18 protein-coding genes are annotated in these 18,359 nt (G+C 69.4%); 12 read left to right on the top strand and 6 right to left on the bottom strand.

Annotated elements, in window-relative coordinates; all coding sequences use genetic code 11:
- Positions 1–34: 34 nt before the first annotated feature.
- The 9 genes from SNA_RS42255 to SNA_RS42240 all read left to right on the top strand — a co-directional run bounded on the left by SNA_RS42255 (position 35) and on the right by SNA_RS42240 (position 5,751).
- Positions 35–370: a hypothetical protein gene (locus tag SNA_RS42255; protein ID WP_157879914.1), complete on the top strand. Its 336-nt coding sequence runs from the start codon at positions 35–37 to the stop codon at positions 368–370.
- Positions 367–591, top strand: coding sequence for a hypothetical protein (locus SNA_RS42250; RefSeq protein ID WP_157879913.1), 225 nt, complete (start codon positions 367–369; stop codon positions 589–591). Before SNA_RS42255 ends, SNA_RS42250 begins: the two co-directional genes overlap by 4 nt.
- Positions 592–707: 116 nt before the next feature.
- Complete coding sequence (locus SNA_RS14435; protein ID WP_030067899.1) at positions 708–902, top strand: hypothetical protein; 195 nt, start codon at positions 708–710, stop codon at positions 900–902.
- The gene (locus SNA_RS42245; RefSeq protein WP_157879912.1) at positions 899–1,087 is read left to right on the top strand and encodes a hypothetical protein; all 189 of its coding nucleotides are present in this window, start codon (positions 899–901) and stop codon (positions 1,085–1,087) included. Before SNA_RS14435 ends, SNA_RS42245 begins: the two co-directional genes overlap by 4 nt.
- A gap of 111 nt (positions 1,088–1,198) precedes the next feature.
- Positions 1,199–1,411: a hypothetical protein gene (locus SNA_RS14430; protein WP_030067898.1), complete on the top strand. Its 213-nt coding sequence runs from the start codon at positions 1,199–1,201 to the stop codon at positions 1,409–1,411.
- A gap of 269 nt (positions 1,412–1,680) precedes the next feature.
- Positions 1,681–1,941, top strand: a complete 261-nt coding sequence (gene tgmA / locus SNA_RS14425; RefSeq protein ID WP_030067897.1) for a putative ATP-grasp-modified RiPP — start codon at positions 1,681–1,683, stop codon at positions 1,939–1,941.
- On the top strand, positions 1,941–2,912 hold the full coding sequence (tgmB, locus tag SNA_RS14420; RefSeq protein WP_030067896.1) for an ATP-grasp ribosomal peptide maturase: 972 nt from the start codon (positions 1,941–1,943) through the stop codon (positions 2,910–2,912). The genes tgmA and tgmB overlap by 1 nt, the downstream gene beginning before the upstream one ends.
- A complete protein-coding gene (tgmC, locus tag SNA_RS14415) occupies positions 2,909–4,144 on the top strand; it encodes an ATP-grasp peptide maturase system methyltransferase (RefSeq protein WP_030067895.1) in 1,236 nt (411 codons plus the stop codon). The genes tgmB and tgmC overlap by 4 nt, the downstream gene beginning before the upstream one ends.
- Positions 4,145–5,148: 1,004 nt before the next feature.
- Positions 5,149–5,751 (top strand): hypothetical protein, encoded by a 603-nt coding sequence (locus SNA_RS42240; RefSeq protein WP_157879911.1) that lies wholly within the window; start codon positions 5,149–5,151, stop codon positions 5,749–5,751.
- A 191-nt stretch (positions 5,752–5,942) separates the two neighbouring features.
- On the opposite strand, the gene SNA_RS14410 is transcribed toward SNA_RS42240, so the two are convergent.
- Complete coding sequence (locus SNA_RS14410) at positions 5,943–6,185, bottom strand: hypothetical protein (RefSeq protein ID WP_030067894.1); 243 nt, start codon at positions 6,183–6,185, stop codon at positions 5,943–5,945.
- A 153-nt stretch (positions 6,186–6,338) separates the two neighbouring features.
- On the opposite strand from SNA_RS14410, the gene uvrA reads away from it, so the two are divergent.
- Complete coding sequence (gene uvrA / locus SNA_RS14405) at positions 6,339–8,615, top strand: excinuclease ABC subunit UvrA (RefSeq protein ID WP_241779647.1); 2,277 nt, start codon at positions 6,339–6,341, stop codon at positions 8,613–8,615.
- A gap of 125 nt (positions 8,616–8,740) precedes the next feature.
- Entirely contained in the window at positions 8,741–8,956 is a 216-nt protein-coding gene (locus tag SNA_RS14400; protein ID WP_030067892.1) for an EF-hand domain-containing protein, read from the top strand.
- A gap of 24 nt (positions 8,957–8,980) precedes the next feature.
- On the opposite strand, the gene SNA_RS14395 is transcribed toward SNA_RS14400, so the two are convergent.
- From SNA_RS14395 to SNA_RS14375, 5 genes are all read right to left on the bottom strand, one after another.
- Entirely contained in the window at positions 8,981–11,350 is a 2,370-nt protein-coding gene (locus SNA_RS14395; RefSeq protein ID WP_044365323.1) for a GH92 family glycosyl hydrolase, read from the bottom strand.
- A gap of 143 nt (positions 11,351–11,493) precedes the next feature.
- Positions 11,494–12,936: an amino acid permease gene (locus SNA_RS14390; protein ID WP_037791504.1), complete on the bottom strand. Its 1,443-nt coding sequence runs from the start codon at positions 12,934–12,936 to the stop codon at positions 11,494–11,496.
- Between the two features lie 178 nt (positions 12,937–13,114).
- A complete protein-coding gene (locus tag SNA_RS14385) occupies positions 13,115–13,330 on the bottom strand; it encodes a dodecin (RefSeq protein WP_030067888.1) in 216 nt (71 codons plus the stop codon).
- A gap of 90 nt (positions 13,331–13,420) precedes the next feature.
- Positions 13,421–13,888 carry a universal stress protein gene (locus SNA_RS14380; RefSeq protein ID WP_030067887.1) on the bottom strand — a complete coding sequence of 156 codons (468 nt, stop codon included), beginning with the start codon at positions 13,886–13,888 and terminating at the stop codon, positions 13,421–13,423.
- A gap of 73 nt (positions 13,889–13,961) precedes the next feature.
- Positions 13,962–14,675, bottom strand: coding sequence for a PAS domain-containing protein (locus tag SNA_RS14375; protein ID WP_052808913.1), 714 nt, complete (start codon positions 14,673–14,675; stop codon positions 13,962–13,964).
- Positions 14,676–14,779: 104 nt separating this feature from the next.
- Between SNA_RS14375 and SNA_RS14370 the strand changes: the two genes are divergently transcribed.
- Positions 14,780–17,968, top strand: a complete 3,189-nt coding sequence (locus SNA_RS14370) for a cytochrome P450 (RefSeq protein WP_044365320.1) — start codon at positions 14,780–14,782, stop codon at positions 17,966–17,968.
- Positions 17,969–18,359 lie beyond the last annotated feature (391 nt).

The raw sequence follows: 18,359 nt of genomic DNA, 5'->3' as shown, positions 1-18,359 counted from the left end.
ATTGGGGGGTAGCGGCGTCCTTACCGTCAGTCGCATGACGGACGGACGACGCACCCCCCAAGACGTCCAGCGCCGCAGGGCGTTGGCAGATGCGGCTGCCGGATGGGAGCCCAAGCGGGGCGACCTCGCCTACGACACCGGAAAGCACTGTGTCGGTGTTGTGGTCGCCTTACCAGAGGACACCGGCACAACGGTCTACAAACTCCGCCCCGATGGCGGCGGCGACGGTTGGACGGCGCCTTACGGCCGCCTCAAGGAACACCAGTCGCAGGCAGACGACGGCCTCACCCTGGACGAATCCGCTATGCCTCCGGACGGCTTCACCCCGGGCAGTGGGGGGCACGGCGTGACCGGGAGGGCGACGCGATGAGCGGCCGTCACGTGCGCGAGCATCCGTCACGGCCCGGCCTGGCTGTCGCCGTCCTGGGCACGCTGGGCCTGATGCCACCCGCTGTGATCCTCGGCTGGACCACGGAAGCCCACAGCGCGCCCGCCTCGGTCTCCTGCCCGGACACCGACTACGGGGCTCTTGCAACGACACATAGCGCCCCGGGGCAACCTCTCGATGCCACACCCCGCACCATCCCCTAAACCCGCCGGGCGGGGCTTGCGCCCTCGTCTGACGACACGACTGCCCTGCGGCAGGGGCAGGCCCTCGCGCCCAGCTACACCGATCCCTTGCCGCAGGGTGCAGAAGGGAGAACCGGATGAACGGCACCCGGATCCGCGAACAGGAGGACGTAGTGGCGGGCACCGTCGGCGACGACGTGATGACCGTGCACGAACTCCTCCAGGTCGGCGAAACCCTCCGTCCCAAGTGCGGGGCGGGGAAGTCGAAGGACCAGGCGGTCCAGTGGCTGCGTGTCGTGAACTGCCCTGCCTGCCTGGCAGGCGAGGAATGACGTTCAAGACCTGGAAGGAACAGGGAATGAGCCGCCCCCTTGGCGCCCGTAAACCCAAAGGCGACATGAAGAAGACCGCCGCCGTGTCCAATGATGACCGCGCCACCACCAAACAACGCGCCGAAAAGGCAGAGCTGTTGAACCGGATGCGCGACCGCATCAACGGTGCGCCGGCCCACGGCTAGCCCTCACGCTCCGCCCCTCCCCCGGACGCCCTGTCCCCAGCACCCCGCGCTGTTGACAGATCCCGGTGAAGGGCGGACGCCACCTCTCATGGCGTGCATGAAAGGAACACGATGCGACGGCGCACGCGCGAAGAGTTGACCATGGTCAGGAACGCCGTGATCGCCGACATGGAAACCATCATCTGGCGATACCGCCAGGGAGATTCCATGTCCGACATCAACCACGACTATTGGTCACCGGGCGAACATTGGTTGGCGCGGAAGTTCGACGAGTGGGGCGAACCCCGCCGCAAAGCCATCCCGCGAGTGCATCGCGCCCGATGAGCACCACCCCAGTTCGGACCCTCCTATATCCAACCGCCTCTCACAGCAGAGCGATTGCCAAAGACCCGTCCCTGCCGGATGTGCCGCACTGGGGCTCCACGTGACTCATTCGGAGTCCCGGCATGGACGGCGCAAGCCCCGCCCGGGTGGCGGAAATCCTGGGTAGGTCGAGCCACCGGGGCGGGTCAGTAAGAGCCAAAACGACAGGCCCCCTCGCCGTCTGGCGGCGTGAGTGCCACCGTAGGGCAACCCAAGAGAAGAGGAGATACATGCAGGCCACCGCGACAGACCGTCAGCACCTCCCCTGGGGCATCACCCGCATGCGCCCCTACCCGAGCACCTACCACCCCGGGTACGCCACCGCCGAACTGGACCCCGCAACCCAGCTCACCGTCTTCCGCGACGAGCGCGGCGGCGTCGTGGAGATGGGTAAACACGGAACAGCCAAGGGCACTGAGACCAGCCCGCAGTCCACCAACCTCGACAGCCGCAACGACAGCGACTCCGACCAGGACGACGAGCAAGACTGATGAGCGATGCTGAACCGGTCGCAGTCGTCACCGAAGTGGATGACGTAACCGCCGACATGGTGATCACTGAACTGAATAAGCGCGGAGTGCCCGTCGTGCGGTTCGATCCCTCCGACATCGGCGACCGTCTCTCACTGACAGCCCGGTTCGGCGTCAGTACGGCCAGCCCGGCCACTCCGGCCGGCACTCTCCGTACCCCCTCCAGGGCCACCACCCTGGAGGGGGTACGAGCCATGTACTGGCGTCGCCCCACCTGGCCCCACTTCGATCACCTGGATGCCCCGGACGCGCGCTACGCGGAGGCCCAGGTCCGACACGGACTCGGCGGCACACTCTTCGCCCTGCCGAACTGCCGCTACGTCAATCACCCACTGAGCAATCGCGCGGCCGAACACAAGCCCCTGCAACTGGCCATCGCTCAACGCCTGGGACTGACCGTTCCGCCCACCCTCATCTCCAACGACCTGGCGACGATCCGGGAGTTCATCACCGAACACGCCCCCGTGATCTTCAAGACCCTCCGCTGGACTCCTTACCGCCGGGACGACGGCGTGGGCCTGACGACATGGACCGAACCTGTCACTGCCGACGAAGTGGACGAGCGGGTCACCGTGACCCCGCACCTGTTCCAGGCGCAGGTCCCCAAGGCCGCGGACGTTCGGGTGGTCGTCGTCGGCCCCAAGGTGTTCGCCGTCCGGATCGACTCCGACCTTTTGGACTGGCGCGCGGACTACAGCGCCCTGACCTACACGCCCATAACCCTCCCCATCGACGTGGAGCGGGCCCTGACTGCCCACCTTGACCGCTTCGGTTTAGCCAGCGGCAGCTTCGACCTGTGCGTCACTCCTGACGGTGACCTCCACTGGTTGGAGCTGAACCCCAACGGCCAATGGGGTTGGTTGGAAGACGAGACCGGACTACCCATTGCCGCAGCCTTCGCTGACCTCCTGGAGCAAGGAGCCACACGGTGACCGCACCCGACTCCACCGCCCTCCGCCACGACCTGGCAAACGACCTGGCGCACGGCGGCGTCCTGAAGACCGCCGCATGGCGCGCCGCAGTTGAAGAAGTCCCCCGGGAACTGTTTCTCCGGTCCTTCTTCAAGGACGCCCCCGGGCCCCGCGGCCACGAGTACACCCCCGTGAGCCCGGACGCCGACGTGGACGAGTGGCTGACCCTCGTCTACCGGAACGAAACCTGGGTGACCCAGCTCGATGGCCACCTGACCGCTGACAAAGCAACCGGCCCTGTCACCGGCTTCCCCACCTCCTCTTCCACGATGCCTTCCACCGTCGTCGGCATGAGCGAAGCCCTGGACGTGGACGACGGCATGACCGTCCTGGAAATCGGCACCGGCACCGGTTACTCCACCGCCCTTCTCTGCCACCGCCTGGGAGAGGACAACGTCACCAGCGTGGAAGTAGACCCCGACGTGGCCCAGCGCGCGGACGACGCCCTGGAGGCCACCGGATTCTCCACCTGGACCGTCACCGGGGACGGCCTCCTGGGCCACCCTCGCCGGGCGCCCTACCACCGCACCATTGCCACCTGCGCTCTCCGCCGCATCCCGTACGCGTGGGTACGTCAGACCAAACCTGGTGGCATCATCCTGGCCACCGTCGGCCCCAGCGCCTGGTCCTACGGCACCGGCCTGGCAAAGCTCACCGTGAAGGACGACGGGACAGCAGAGGGCAGCATCATCGGCCGCACCTCCTTCATGCCGGCCCGCGCAGAGGCCGTTGTTCCCCTCTCCGGGGACCTGGCGGCCCGCGCCGCGTACGCCGACACCGAACGGAAGACCAGCCTGTCCCCGGACACGCTGAACGACTGGATGCCCGCCTTCCTGGCCCAGCTCGCCGCCCCGGGCGCCCAGCTAGTCCGTGCCACCAGCGACAGCCGAGAGACGGTGTACCTGTTCGACACCGGGCGGGAGGCTTTCGCGTCCCTCACCGCTGACGGGGACCAGTGGAACCTCCGCCAGGGCGGCCCGGTCGCCATCTGGGACGCCATCGAAGAGGCGGTAACCGCCTGGCGGAAGGCAGGGGAGCCCGACATCACCTCTGTCCGAATGGCGATCACGCCGGAGGCACACGCCTACTGGATCGGCGGACAGCAGATCACCAACGACCAACGGTCGTACTGGCTCGGAGGCGAGGAACCGGCGCTCCGCTGGAAGCACCCCTACCCCCCGATGACCGCCTGACGGGCGGCCCAGACCGCCCCGTCCGTGCGTACTCCCCCGTGGCGCATGGGCGGGGCCTCGACCTGTCCGGCGATTGCCCCTGGTGGCCACGGAGTCGGGGGGTTCTGGCCAGTCAGGCGACCAAGCGCCTGTCCGGTCGGCCAGGTTGAGTCGGGCGGCCAGGGGCCCATTGGCCACCGGAGCCCTTGCTTCCTCCATAGCGGACCTGCCTGTGCGCTGGCCCCGTGGCCTAGTGGTGAATTATCCAATTTTGTGTGTAAATACAGCCATTGAACCGAATCAAGTTGGTGAAATCTATTCGTTAACATGGGAAAGCGCTTATTGGAGCAAATTCGACTTGGCGAAATACCGCCCCCGATCCTTGATCGGGGGTATCCCGGTTGGTAGCTTCGTCGTCGTAAGGGGGGAAAGTTTTTTGCTGTGCGACGGCAAGTGCTACGACCAGTTCCACTGGTCGCCCGTCGCAGCTATCTGCGAATTGAACAACCTCCATCACGCCACCTTCGGGTCCGCAGTGGCCTTTGGTTGACCAGCTAAAGGCGTAACTTTGGTGTGAGTTCGTGTGGACTGATGGCCGGCGCAACAGTGAAGGGGGTTGAGCCTTGCGGATATCTCGCGATCGGTTTAAGCACATACTTTTCCCACTGCCGGGATGGATCTTCGCCATCATCACCGCAATCCGTCCGGCATGGTGGCCTCCGATGCTCGGGTGGGCATTGATCGGAATCTCAATCGTCTTCTGGTTGATGCTTGAAATGAAGTATTCGGAACGCGAGCAGCATCGGAAATAGTTCGACCCTGCCACCCTCGCGCGAACATCGGCAACCGTGGTCGAGGAGTTCATCACGTCCCCCAGGGGATAGCGCCTGTCCTTGGCTTCAAGCTTGCGTTTGTTCGCGATGCTTCAGGATGCGAGGCAGTATCACTCTACGGTCACTGATTCCAATCAATAGGGGGTTGCTTTGAACTCGCCTCGACACGGCGTTGACCCAAGGCAAAGGTTCGTGGACGGTCTGAAGTACCTGAAGGGTTTTGCGGCATCATCCTCTGCGTCGTCCTCTAAAGGGCAAGCGCTCGCCACTCTGCAGGACAAGAACTCTCAGAACTCAATTCCGCTGCATCTTCCCAATGGGGCCAGTTTGTCGTCCGACAACGTCAGGGTCCTGGCTGGCTCCGCTGGTGAGATTGTGATCGCGCACATTAAAGGCGGCGGTCTTGCCGAACAGAGCGCTGTGGTGACGCAGATCGGCCACGACTCCTCTGTCCATACCGTCGAAACTCACTTCATCCCCATCGATGAACAGTCTGGGCGCATCAAACAGTGGGTGGATGGACACTTCAAGATCGATAAGGCCATTTCCAAAGAAGGAGCGGTTATCGATCGAAGCGATTCGATTGTCGACAGTGGCGTCGTTCACCCAGCGGACTGGTGGGACGATATGGAGAACTGCATGGAAAATGCAGGCGTCCCAGGTTGGGTATTCACCGGAATCTGGGTTGCTTGTGGGGTTGCATGCGCTCTCACTGCTGGTGGTGGATGTCTTGCATGTGCACTCGGCGTTGCAGGCATCTACGGCAATGAAGTAGCTATTTGCATCGGTGCCTAATCGCGCAAGTATCCGACGGGATTAACGTAGCCGTCCATCATGACATCGGCTACCTGCGAGATCCTGCCCGCAACAGCCTCTGCCGAGAAAGCGCACGAGGCTCCAGCTAGCTCCCTCGGCGCCAGTCCCGCTCATGTTCACCGCCTGTGGGCATGAGCGGGGACTGGCGTTTTGTGCACGCTTCGAGTCGGCTACTCCGGCCGCCCGACATCCTTCCGGCTGGACACCGCAAACCGCGCGATCGTTGACAAGGTCAGCTCGCGCTCCTCGCCGACCACGAGCCAGCCCTTATTAAGGAGGGACTGGAGGAGAGAGCGGACCTCGTCGCCTAGTTCGTCCGCTAGGTCGTCATCGGTGGGGGAGTGGCCCGCCCGAAGGAGACCGGCCAGGCGGAAGATGAGCGCTTCCTCCTCCGCGCTGATGTTGAAGTCCATGAGGTGAAGGTATGCGCGACCTCGGTCCGCGGCACGCTGACGGCCCCGGCCTCGCATGGGCGGGGCTTCGCCCTGGGCCGGGTAGGATGCACTTAACCGATTCTCCTGTTCGGCACCCTCTACGCCGAGGCGCAGCGCCGCTACTTCGAGTCGGTGGCCCCCTACGCCCGCCGCCTGATCCACCAGGTCGGCGCGCCGAAGGTCGAGGACATCACCGGCCTGCCGCCCGCCGTCGCCCTCGAACAGCGGCGCTCCGCGCCCACCTCCCGCTCTTCGGTCGGCACCGTCACCACCCTCTCCAACACCCTGCGGATGCTCTTCTCCCGCGCCGGCGACTACCCCGAGGGCGCGACGGAACGTCTCGACTCCGATGCCTTCTCGCCCAATACGGCGGCCGGGGCCTGCCCGGAGTGCCACGGGCTGGGCACCGTCCACCAGGTGACGGAGGACTCGCTCGTCCCCGACCCGTCCCGCTCCGTGCGCGAGGGCGCCGTCGCCGCCTGGCCGGGTGCCTGGCAGGGCAAGAATCTCCGCGACATCCTCGCCGCCCTCGGCCACGACATCGACCGGCCCTGGCGCGATCTGCCGCAGGCCGACCGGGACTGGATCCTGTTCACCGACGAACAGCCCGTCGTCACCGTGCACCCCGTCCGCGAGGCCGGCCGGATCCAACGCCCCTACAAGGGCCAGTACATGAGCGCCAGACGCTATGTCCTGCACACCTTCGCCGACTCCAAGAGCGACACCCTGCGCACCCGCGTCCGGGGCTTCATGACCGCCGCGCCCTGCCCGGTGTGCGCCGGGCGGCGGCTGCGCCCCGAGGCGCTGGCCGTCACCTTCGCGGGCCGCGATATCGCCACCCTCGCGGGCCTGCCGCTCGGTGCCCTCGCCGACGTGCTGCACCCCACCGCCGCCCGCCCGGACGACGCGCCCGCACCGGCCCTCGCCCGCGACCTGGTCGCCCGTATCGAGGTGCTCACCGAACTCGGCCTCGGCTATCTGAGCATGGACCGCCCCGCCCCCACCCTCTCCGCCGGCGAACTCCAGCGCCTGCGCCTGGCCACCCAGCTGCGCTCCGGCCTCTTCGGCGTCGTCTACGTCCTGGACGAACCCTCCGCCGGTCTCCACCCGGCCGATACGGAATCCCTGCTCACGGTCCTGCACCGGCTCAAGGAAGCGGGCAATTCGCTCTTCGTCGTCGAACACGACATGGACGTGGTGCGGCGCGCCGATTGGATCGTCGACATCGGCCCGCGCGCCGGGGAACACGGCGGCCGGGTGCTGCACAGCGGCCCGGTCGACGGGCTCGCCGACGTCACCGGATCCGCCACCCGCCGCTTCCTCTTCGCCGCCGAACCGCCCGCCGCCCGCACCCCGCGCACCCCCACCGGCGCACTCTCCCTGCACGGCGTCACCCTCCACAACCTGCGCGGCCTGGACGCCGTCTTCCCGCTCGGCGTCTTCACCGCCGTCACCGGAGTCTCGGGATCCGGAAAGACCACGCTGGTCACCCGGGTCCTCGCGGAGGCCGTACGCGACCACCTCGGCGAGGCCCGCTCCGATACGGGCGAGGACGCCGGCGGCGGACCGATGGCCCGGGCCCAGCTCACCGCCGCCGAGGGCCTGGACGCCGTCGACCGGCTGGTCCGCGTCGACCAGCGGCCGATCGGCCGGACCCCGCGCTCCAACCTCGCCACCTACACCGGGCTGTTCGACGCCGTACGCAAGCTCTTCGCCGCCACCGACGCGGCACGCGCCCGCGGCTACACCGCCGGACGGTTCTCCTTCAACGTCGCCGCCGGCCGCTGCGAGACCTGCCAGGGCGAGGGCTTCGTCGCCGTCGAGCTGCTCTTCCTGCCCGGTACGTACGCGCCCTGCACCGACTGCCACGGCGCCCGCTACAACCCCGAGACCCTCCAGATCACCTACCGGGACCGCACCATCGCCGACGTGCTGGCGATGACCGTCGACGACGCCGCCGGCTTCCTCGCCGACCTCCCGTCCGCCGCCCGCAGCCTGCGCACCCTCCAGGACGTCGGACTGGGCTATCTGCGGCTCGGCCAGCCCGCCACCGAGCTGTCCGGCGGCGAGGCACAGCGCATCAAGCTCGCCGCCGAACTCCAGCGGGCCCGCCGCGGCCACACCCTCTACCTCCTCGACGAGCCCACCACCGGTCTGCACCCCGCCGACACCGAGGTGCTCCTGCGCCAGCTGCACGGCCTGGTGGAAGCGGGCAACACCGTGGTCGTCGTCGAGCACGACATGGGGGTGGCCGCGGGCGCCGACCACGTCATCGACCTGGGCCCGGGCGGCGGCGCGGAGGGCGGCCGGATCGTCGCCGCGGGCACCCCCGCCGAGCTGGCGGCCGCCCCGGGCAGCCGTACGGCACCGTATCTGGCCCGCCGGAGGGCGCGGCCGGAGCCGTCCTGACGGTCGGCTAACCTACGCAGGTCACCCGCCGTGACACGCCGGCGCACCGGCACCCGCAGCACACCGAAGAAGTGCACGCAGCACACCGAGGAAACACACCGAAGGGGGCATCTCTCATGGCAGACATAGCAGACATAGAGGCGGCCAAGGCGGCGTTCAACCGGTTCGACGCCGACGGCGACGGCCAGGTCAGTCCGGACGAGTTCAAGCGGGCGATGGCCGAAATGGGCGACCCGTTCGTCACCGGCCCGATCGCCGAGGCCGTCATCAAGGCCAAGGACAGCGACGCCAACGGCACCATGTCCTTCGACGAGTTCTGGCAGGCCATCCAGAACAGCTGACCGCCCGCCGCCCCTGCGAGGCGCTCAGCCCCGCGCTGAGCCGCCCACGGGCGGCGGCGCCGCATCGTTGCCGGTTCCCCAGCGTGACGGCTTCGGGCCCACCGAGAAGGTCAGCTCGTGGTGCGTGCGCAGCGCATCGGTGGTCAGATAGGTGCGGTCGTGCGCGGCGCCGTCCAGCCGGACGGACTGGACATACCGCTTCACCGGTGACGTACCGGGAGCCTTGACGGTGAAGTGACCGGACGGGAAGTAGCGCCGGTCCAGGGTCAGGTCGACGCGGTCGAAAACCGGTGTGCTCAGCCCCCAGGTGTCGGTGCCCGGCTGTACGGGGAACACCCCGATCGACGAGAGCACCATCCACGCCGACATCGTTCCCAGATCGTCGTTCCCGGTCATCCCGTCCGGCGTGTCGGTGAACAGCGTCAGCGCCGCGTGCACCACATCCGTGGACTTCCAGGGGTGGCCGGTCGAGAGATAGGTGTACGGGGCGATCAGATCGGGTTCGTTCTGCGGGTTGTACTTGTCCGCGTTGTCGTAGTCGTACGGCCCGTTGACCCACACCGTCCGCGCCGTCCGCTGCGGGTCCTTCACCAGCCGCCGGTAGGCGAAGAAGGAATCCAGCCGCCGCTCGGCCTTTTCCCTGCCGCCGATGAGGCGGATCATCCCCGGCAGATCCTGCGGCACCAGCCACTGGTACTGCCACGCCGTGCCCTCGTGGAACCCTTCGCTCCGGGCCGGATCCGCGGACCCCGTGAAGGCGCCCCGCGCGTCCCGGGCGCGGAAGAAGCCCGTCGAACGGTCGAAGATATTGCGGTAGTTGTGCGCCCGCGCCGCATAGCGCACGGCATCCGCCCGGTGCCCCAGATCGCGCGCCATCTGCGCCAGCATCGCATCCGACAGCGCGTATTCCAGGGTCACCGAGGCACCGTGGTCGAAGTCGGAGTCGCCGGGTTTGCGATGCGGACGGCCCTTGACGTACGGGGCGAAGCCGTTGCGCAGGTATGGCGCATTGGCCTCGCGTCCGACGGCCGGGGAATCGGCCGGGGGCACCCCGTCGGCGTTCTTCTTCAGCGCCGCGTATGCCTCCTGCGCCTCTCGTCCCCGCAACAGCCCCTGCTGATAGGCATTGGTGAGGAACGGCGTGACCGGATCCCCCGTCATGATGTTCGTCTCGACCGTGCCGTAGCCCCATTTGGGCAGCCAGCCGCCCTCCTTGTCGATCCGCAGCACCGACCGCGCCATGTCCCGGGACTCGCGCGGCGCGAGCAGGGCCAGCAGCTGCGCCTGGGTGCGGTAGGTGTCCCACAGCGACCAGTTCTGGTAGTAGGTGAACCCGCGCGCCCGATGGATCCTCCGGTCCCAGCCGGTGTAGCGGCCGTCCGCATCGCTGCCGATGTTCGGCGCGAGGAAGGACCGGTAGAGGGAGGAATAGAGCGTCCGGCGCAGGGTCCGGGTGCCGCCCTGTGTCCTCACCGCTCCCAGCCGCCGCTGCCAGGCGGCGTCCGCGGCGGCCCTCGTCCGGTCGAAGGAACGCCCGCCCTCGGCCCGCAGATTGCGCGCCGCGCCCGCCGCATCGACATAGCTGAGGGCCGTGGTGGCCTCGACCGTACGGTCCTTCCGGGTGTCGAAGCGGACGTACGCCCCGTGCCGTCCGCCCGCGGTCGAACCCTTGGAGCCGGGCGTCACCTTCTCCCCGTCCCAGGTCCCGTACGACGCGAACGGCCGGTCGAAGCGGGTGATCGTGTAGAGCGTGTACGGCCCGGTGTCCTGGCAGAAGCCGTGGCCGGTGAGGGCCGTGCGGACGGTGCGGGAGTCGAGCACCTCCACCGTCGTGGAGACGTTTTTGTGCAGCGACTGGCCCGTATTGAGCAGCACATTGGCCTTGTCGGTGGCGGGGAAGGTGTAGCGCTGCCGGCCGGTACGGGCGGTGGCGGTCAGCTCGGCGGTGATCCCGCCGTACGACGTCAGGCGGACGCGGTAGTAGCCGGGGCGGGCCGACTCGCCGTCATGGCGGTAGGCGGCGGCGTACTTCGCGTCGTCGGTCTCGGTGAGGTCGCCCGTGGTCGGCAGCACCGGCAGATCGCCGCCCAGCCCGCAGCCCACACCGGAGAGGTGGACGGAGCCGAAGCCGCGGATGTGGTCGTCGTCGTAGTCGTAGCCGGTGGTGTGGCCGGTGTCGGGGGAGAGCTGCACCATGCCGAACGGGACGGCGGCCCCGGGGAAGGTGTTGCCGTCGTTGCGGCTGCCGATGAACGGGTTGACCAGACCGGTGAGGGCGCCGTCGCCACCGGGCCAGGCGGCCCGGGCGGCGGGGGCGGTGAGTGCGCTCCCGACGAGCACGGCCGCCAGAACCGCTCCCGCGGTACGCAGCCGGTGAGGACCGGGCCATGACATGGGGTCACCCCTCCGCGCTTCGGACAACGTTGTCGGAGCGCGCTCATTCTTGGCGCGGGCCAGGTGCACGTCAAGGACCCGGGGCTGCTCCGCTCGTCATGGCAAGAAGCGCAACAGCCCCCGAGCTCCCACCCGCCGCAGGCTCAGGCGTCCCCGGCCGGCTCCGCCGACTCGCGCTCCGCCTTGGCCAGTTCGGACCGCCGGTAGGAGTACGAGAAGTAGATGACCATGCCGATCACGAACCACACGGCGAAGCGCACCCAGGTCTGCCACTCCAGGAAGGTGATCAGCCAGAGGGAGAAGCAGACACCGATCGCCGGGACCACCGGCATGCCGGGTGTGCGGAAGGTGCGCGGCAGGTCGGGGCGCTTGTAGCGCAGCACGATCACCGCGACGCAGACGACCACGAACGCCAGCAGAATGCCGATGTTCGTCAGCTCGGCGGCCTCGCCGATCGGCAGGAAGCCGGCGATGACGGCGGAGGCGCAGCCCACGATCCAGGTGACCCGGGTGGGCACATGGTGGGTCTCGCTGGTCTTGGCGAACCACTTGGGCAGCAGTCCGTCGCGGCTCATCGAGAACCACACCCGGGTCACGCCGAGCATGAAGGTGAACATCACGGTGAGGATGCCGATGATCGCGCCGACGGCGATGACATCCGCGAGTTTGTCCAGACCCACCGACTTGAACGCGGTCGAGAAGCCGCTCTCCGGATCGATGGACTTGTAGTTCTGCATCCCCGTCAGCACCAGGCAGGCCAGGACGTACAGCACCATCGAGATGACCAGCGAATACATGATGGCCTTGGGCATATGGCGCTGGGCGTCCTTGGACTCCTCGGCCGCCGTGCTCATCGCGTCATAGCCGAAGACGGCGAAGAACACGGTGGCCGCGCCGGTGAACGCGCCGCTGACCCCGAAGGGGAAGAACGGGTGGTAGTTCGCGGTGTCGATGTGGAAGAAGCCGACCACGATCACGACGATGACGACCAGCACCTTCAGGGCCACCACCATCGTCTCGAACCGCGCGGCGTTCTTGATGCCGAGGGTGAGGAGATAGGCGATCAGAAGGCAGAGGACCGCCGCGAAGAGGTCCACGCGATGGCCCGGCCCGGTGCCCGGGGCGCCCAGCATCCAGTGCGGCAGATCGAGGCCCACCTCGCCGAGCAGAAAGCCGAAGTAGCCGGAGATGCCGATCGCGACCACCGCCACGATCGCGGTGTACTCCAACAGCAGGTCCCAGCCGATGAACCAGCCCGCGATCTCGCCGAGCACCGCATAGCCGTAGGTGTAGGCGGAGCCCGCCTTCGGGATCAGACCGGCGAATTCGGCGTACGAGAAGGCGGCCGCGGCGCTGGCGATGCCCGCGATGAGGAAGGAGATCAGAACGGCGGGCCCGGCCTTGCCGTTGGCGACCGTGCCGGCCAGCGTGAAGATGCCCGCACCGATGATGCCGCCGACGCCGATGGCGGTCAGCTGCCACAGGCCCAGCGCCCGGGTGAGCTGCTGGCTCGCCGCGCCTTCCGGCTCTTCGATGTGGTCGATCGGTTTCCGGCGCAATACGCCCTGTCCCGCGCGCAGGCCCATGCGACAGCCCTCCGTAGGCTCGCTGATCCGTCGTGCTCCGACGGCGGATCATCATGGACCCTCGCGGGCGCCTGAGGAAGGCGACTCCCTAGTAGCGCCGGGACTCGCCGGGAGTCGTACACGGGAGGGGTGCCCAGGTCGCTCAATCGGCGTCCGCGGGCCCCGGCCGACGCTGTGGTCAGTCGGTGTCCTCCAGGCGGAAGCCGACCTTCAGACCGACCTGGTAGTGGTCGATGGCGCCGTCGACGATATGCCCGCGGACCTCGCTGATCTCGAACCAGTCGAGATTGCGCAGGGACTGCGAGGCGCGCTTGATGCCGTTGTTGATGGCGGCGTCCACGCTGTGCTGGGACGTACCGACGATGTCGGTCACGCGATACGTGCGATCGGTCACGATGGTCTCCCCTCGGCCGGGGCGGCGCTCCGCCCGTCCACCTTCCACCGTGCCTCAGCGCGGCCCGCCCCACCAGCGGAGCCGTACGGCCTACGGAACGACCGTGACCGGCCAGCGTCCGGCCTTGACCAGGCGCACCGCGACCGACCCCATGATGCGGTGCCCGGCCGACTCCGACGCGCCGACCACCACCGCATCCGCCGTGAGCTCATCGGCCATCTGCACCATGCCGTTGTACGGGTCCCCGCGCAGCGTGTGGAACTCCCAGCGGACGTCGTATATCCCCTGGAGCCGGTCCGTCGCCTCGCGGATCTCGGCCATCAGCTCCTCGGCGACCTCGTTCGTCGCATCCCCCACCGGCGCGCCCATCGCCGCGCCGGCCGCCATCACCGGCTGCACATAGACCAGGACCAGCTTCGACCCCTGCCGCCGCGCCAGTCCGGCCGCATACGCGGCGGCGCGCCATGACGATTCGGAGCCGTCGATGCCGACGACGATGACCTTCGGGCCGTCCGTTCCGCGTTCGAAGGGCGCGGGGGTGTGCGCGTTCTCGTCCACAGCAGGGAGCGTAACCGCACATGCGTGCCAGCGGGGACCCGGGCCGTGGCGCCGGCGGCGGTACCGGGGCGGGTCAGGCGGGGGACGGGGGCCAGGCGTCGGGGGAGAGGACGCCCAGCACGTAGGCCCGGGCGACCAGCGCGGTACGGCCCTGCACCCGCCAGCGGCGGGCCAGCCGGGTGAGGTGGTAGTTCACCCCGTCGACGGTCAGCCCCAGGGCCGTGCCGATCGCCGCCGTGGTGGCGCCGCCCGCGGCCAGCGCCAGGATCCGGGCCTCCACCGGGCTCGCCGAACCGCGCGGCGGCGCGGGCGGTGCGGCCTCGCGGCCCCGCAGTACCGCCAGCAGCACCGGCGGCTGGACGGAGACATCGCCGACCGGATCCACCGTCAGCTCCCCCTCCCGCTCGGTGCCGTCCGCCGCGGAGTGCCACTGCACCTCGACCGGATAGCGCGAGCGCCGCCCCAGCCGCACCGCCTCGGCGATCCGCAGCAGCTGCTCCTTGGCCCGCGGCCGGAACATCTCCAGCAGATTGCGGCCGCGCAGCTGCCCGGGCGCCGTGCCCCACTGCTCGGCCATCGCCGGATTGGCGATCAGCACCTCGCCGTCGGCCCGGCACACCGCGATCGGCGTGGGGATACGGTCCAGCAGGATCAGGAAGTAGTTGCGCCAGGGCCCGCCCGCGTACGGTCCCGCCGGATCGGTGGGATCGTCCAGCAGGAGTGGCCGGCGGGTCGCGGGCGCGCGGGTGTCCGCATCCGACGCGCCGTCGGCGTTCCCATTGTCCATTGCCTCGTCTCCGTCCGTGCGCAAGAGCCCATGGCGAAAAACCACTGCACAATCATGCAGTTACCCGGGATCAACCCGCGCACCGGGCCGGTCACGCTGGAGACATGACCGACACCATCGCGCTTCACACCGCAGAACGCGCCGCCGCCGACGGCATCCCGGTTGCCGACGTCACCGCGGCCGGTCTCACCGCCACGCCGCTTCAGCAGGCCATGGACCTGGCCCGGGTCCACGGCCCGGCATTCCGCCGACGGCTGGGCGACCGCGAGACGCTGTTCGTCTCGTCGCTGGACCTGGTCACCGAACTCGCCGACGAGAACCGCTTCGCCAAGGGCGTGTCGGTGGTCCTGGAAAACGTCCGGGAATTCGCCGGCGACGGCCTGTTCACCGCCTACAACGACGAACCGAACTGGGCCAAGGCGCACGAGGTGCTGATGCCCGCCTTCGCGCTGGGCTCGATGCGGACGTACCACCCGGCGATGCTCAAGGTCGCCCGCCGGGTGATGGCCAGCTGGGACCGCCGGGTCGCCGACGGCAGCACCCTGGACGTCGCCGAGGACATGACCCGGATGACGCTGGACACCATCGGGCTGGCCGGTTTCGGCTTCGACTTCGGATCGTTCGCCCGCGACACGCCGCATCCGTTCGTGGAGTCGATGGTGCGGTGTCTCCAGTGGAGCGGCGCCAAATTCGCCCGTGAGGCCGGAGTCGACTACTCCGCGGAGGACGCGGCGTTCCGGGCCGATGCCGACTATCTGGCGTCCGTGGTCGACGAGGTGATCGCCGCACGGACCGCGAGCGGCGAGAGCGGCGACGACGATCTGCTGGGCCTGATGCTCGGATCCCGCGAACGGGGCGACGGGGAACAGGGCCTGGATCTGGCCAATATCCGCAACCAGGTCATCACCTTCCTCATCGCCGGGCACGAGACCACCTCCGGTGCGCTCTCCTTCGCCCTCTACTACCTGCTCAAGGACCCGGCCGCGCTGCGGCTGGTGCAGCGGGAGGCGGACGAGCTGTGGGGCGACGCGCCCGAGCCCGACCCGTCCTTCGAGGACATCGCGCGGCTTCCGTACACCCGGCAGGTGCTCAACGAGGCGCTGCGGCTGTGGCCGACCGCCGCCGCGTTCACGCGGCAGGCCCAGGAGGACATCCTGCTCGGCGGGCGCCACCCGCTGAAGAAGGGCGATCTGGTCACCGTCCTCACGCCGATGCTGCACCGCGATCCGGCCTGGGGCGACAACCCCGAGCTCTTCGACCCCTCCCGCTTCACCCCGCAGGCCGAGGCGGCCCGCTCCCCGCATGCGTACAAGCCCTTCGGGACCGGTGAACGCGCCTGCATCGGGCGGCAGTTCGCGTTGCACGAGGCGACCATGCTGCTCGCCCTGCTGGTGCACCGCTACCGGCTGATCGACCACACCGACTACCGGCTGCGCGTCAAGGAGACGCTGACCCTCAAGCCCGAGGGCTTCACCCTCGCCCTCGCCGCCCGGACGCCCGCCGACCGGGCCGCGACCCGCGCCGCGCTCGCCGTGCTCCCCGGGGGCACGGCCACCGCCGAGAGCGGCACCGCGGCCGACGAGGGCCTGCCCACCCGCGTCCCGCAGGGCACCGGCCTGCTCCTGCTGCACGGCACCAACTACGGCACCTGCCGCGAGTTCGCCGAGCGGCTCGCCGACGAGGCCACCGGCCTGGGCTTCGCCGCCGAGGTGGCCCCCCTGGACGCCTGCGCCGACGGGCTGCCCGCCGACCGGCCGGTCGCGATCGTCGCCGCCTCCTACAACGGACAGCCCACCGACGACGCGGCCGCCTTCGTCGCCGGCCTGCGCACCGCACCGCAGGGCGCGGCCGAGGGCGTCTCGTACGCCGTCCTGGGCGTCGGCGACCGCAACTGGGCCGCGACCTACCAGCACGTGCCGACCCTCATCGACGACCGCCTGGAGGCGCTCGGCGGCGAACGGCTGCTGCCGCGCGCCGAAGCCGACGCCTCCGGGGATCTCCAGGGCAGCGTCACCGCCTTCGCCCGCGCGCTGCGCACACAGCTGCTTGCCCGCTACGGCGATCCGGCGAGCATCGGCGCGAACGCACCCGCCGCCGAGGACGCCTGTTACACCGTTACAGAGATCACCGGCGGCCCCCTCGACGCGCTCGCCGCCCGCCACGACCTCACCGAGATGACCGTCACCGAGGCCCACGACCTGACGGCTACGGACTGGCCCCGCCCCAAGCGCTTTGTGCGCATCGCGCTGCCCGACGGCGTCACCTACCGCACCGCCGACCACCTCGCGGTGCTCCCGGCCAACACCCCCACCGCCGTCGAACGCGCCGCGCAGGCGCTCGGCGTCGGACTCGACACCGTCCTCGCGCTGCACTCCGGCGGCCGCCCCGCCCGCGACACCCTCCCCGTCGACCGGCCGCTCACCGTACGCCAACTCCTCACCCACCACCTGGAGTTGGGCGCCCGGCCGACGCCCGCACAGACGGCGCTACTGGCCTCCCACAACCCCTGCCCGCCCGAGCGCCAGGCGCTCGAAGCGCTCGCCGCGGCCGAGGACGATCCGCGTACCCTGATCGACCTCGTCGAGGCCCATCCGGCACTGCGCGGCGCCCTGCCCTGGCCCGTCATCCTGGAGCTGCTGCCGCCGCTGCGCATCCGGCACTACTCCCTCTCCTCCTCGCCCGCGGCCGACCCCCGCCACGCCGACCTGATGGTCTCGCTGCTGCCCGGCGGCACCGGATCGACCCATCTGCACGGACTGCGGCCCGGCGACACGGTCCTGGCCCGTGTCCAGCCCTGCCGCGAGGCCTTCCGTATCGACCCGGCCGACCCCGCCCCGGTCATCATGATCGCCGCCGGTACGGGCCTGGCGCCGTTCCGCGGCGCCATCGCCGACCGGGTGGCCGCGGGCCGGACCACCCCCGCCCGGCTCTACTTCGGCTGCGACGACCCCGACGGCGACTTCCTCCACGCGGCGGAGCTCGCTGCCGCGCAGCAGGCCGGGGCCGTTTCCCTGCACCCCGTCTTCAGCGCCCGCCCCGAGCACGGCCACCGGTTCGTCCAGCACCGCATCGCCGCCGAGGGCGCCGCGATATGGGAGCTGCTCCAGGCCGGTGCGCGGGTGTATGTCTGCGGCGACGGCAGCCGGATGGCGCCCGGCGTCAGGGACGCCTTCTGTGACCTCCACGCCATGGCGCTTGGCGCCGTGGGCGCTTCGCGCCAGGAATCCGAGGCGTGGTTGCGGGAGCTGACTGCCGCGGGGCGGTACGTGGAGGATGTGTACGCGGCCGGTTGAGTTTCTCCCCACGTTTTTGTCTGCGGCGCCGCGGTGTCTTCTCGCCGTGGCGCCTGCGGCGGGCGTGGGTTGTACGGGTGCGGTGCCACGCCTCCGGACTTCGTCCTGCGGCCCGGCCCCTCCCCGTTGGGGTGGGAGAAAACCAGTGGGGGACCCGTAGACGGTCGGGTGCCGCTTGTCCGAGTGATACGGCACTGGACGCACAACGCCCGCCCCCACCGGCCCCTTCCCCCCCACCCACGGGAGGGGCCGCGCCGCAGGACGAAGTCCGGAGGCGTGGCACCGCACCCGTACAACCCACGCCCGCCGCAGGCGCAACGGCGACAAACCCCCGCGGCGGGACGGCCGACAACGTGGGGAGAAACCCGCGACGGCGGGACGGCCGACAACG

Origin of the sequence: Streptomyces natalensis ATCC 27448, from assembly GCF_000935125.1 — a bacterium.
Lineage (GTDB): Bacteria > Actinomycetota > Actinomycetes > Streptomycetales > Streptomycetaceae > Streptomyces > Streptomyces natalensis.
Note: the sequence above shows the minus strand (reverse complement) of the source record. Positions and strands in the feature narration are given on the sequence as shown.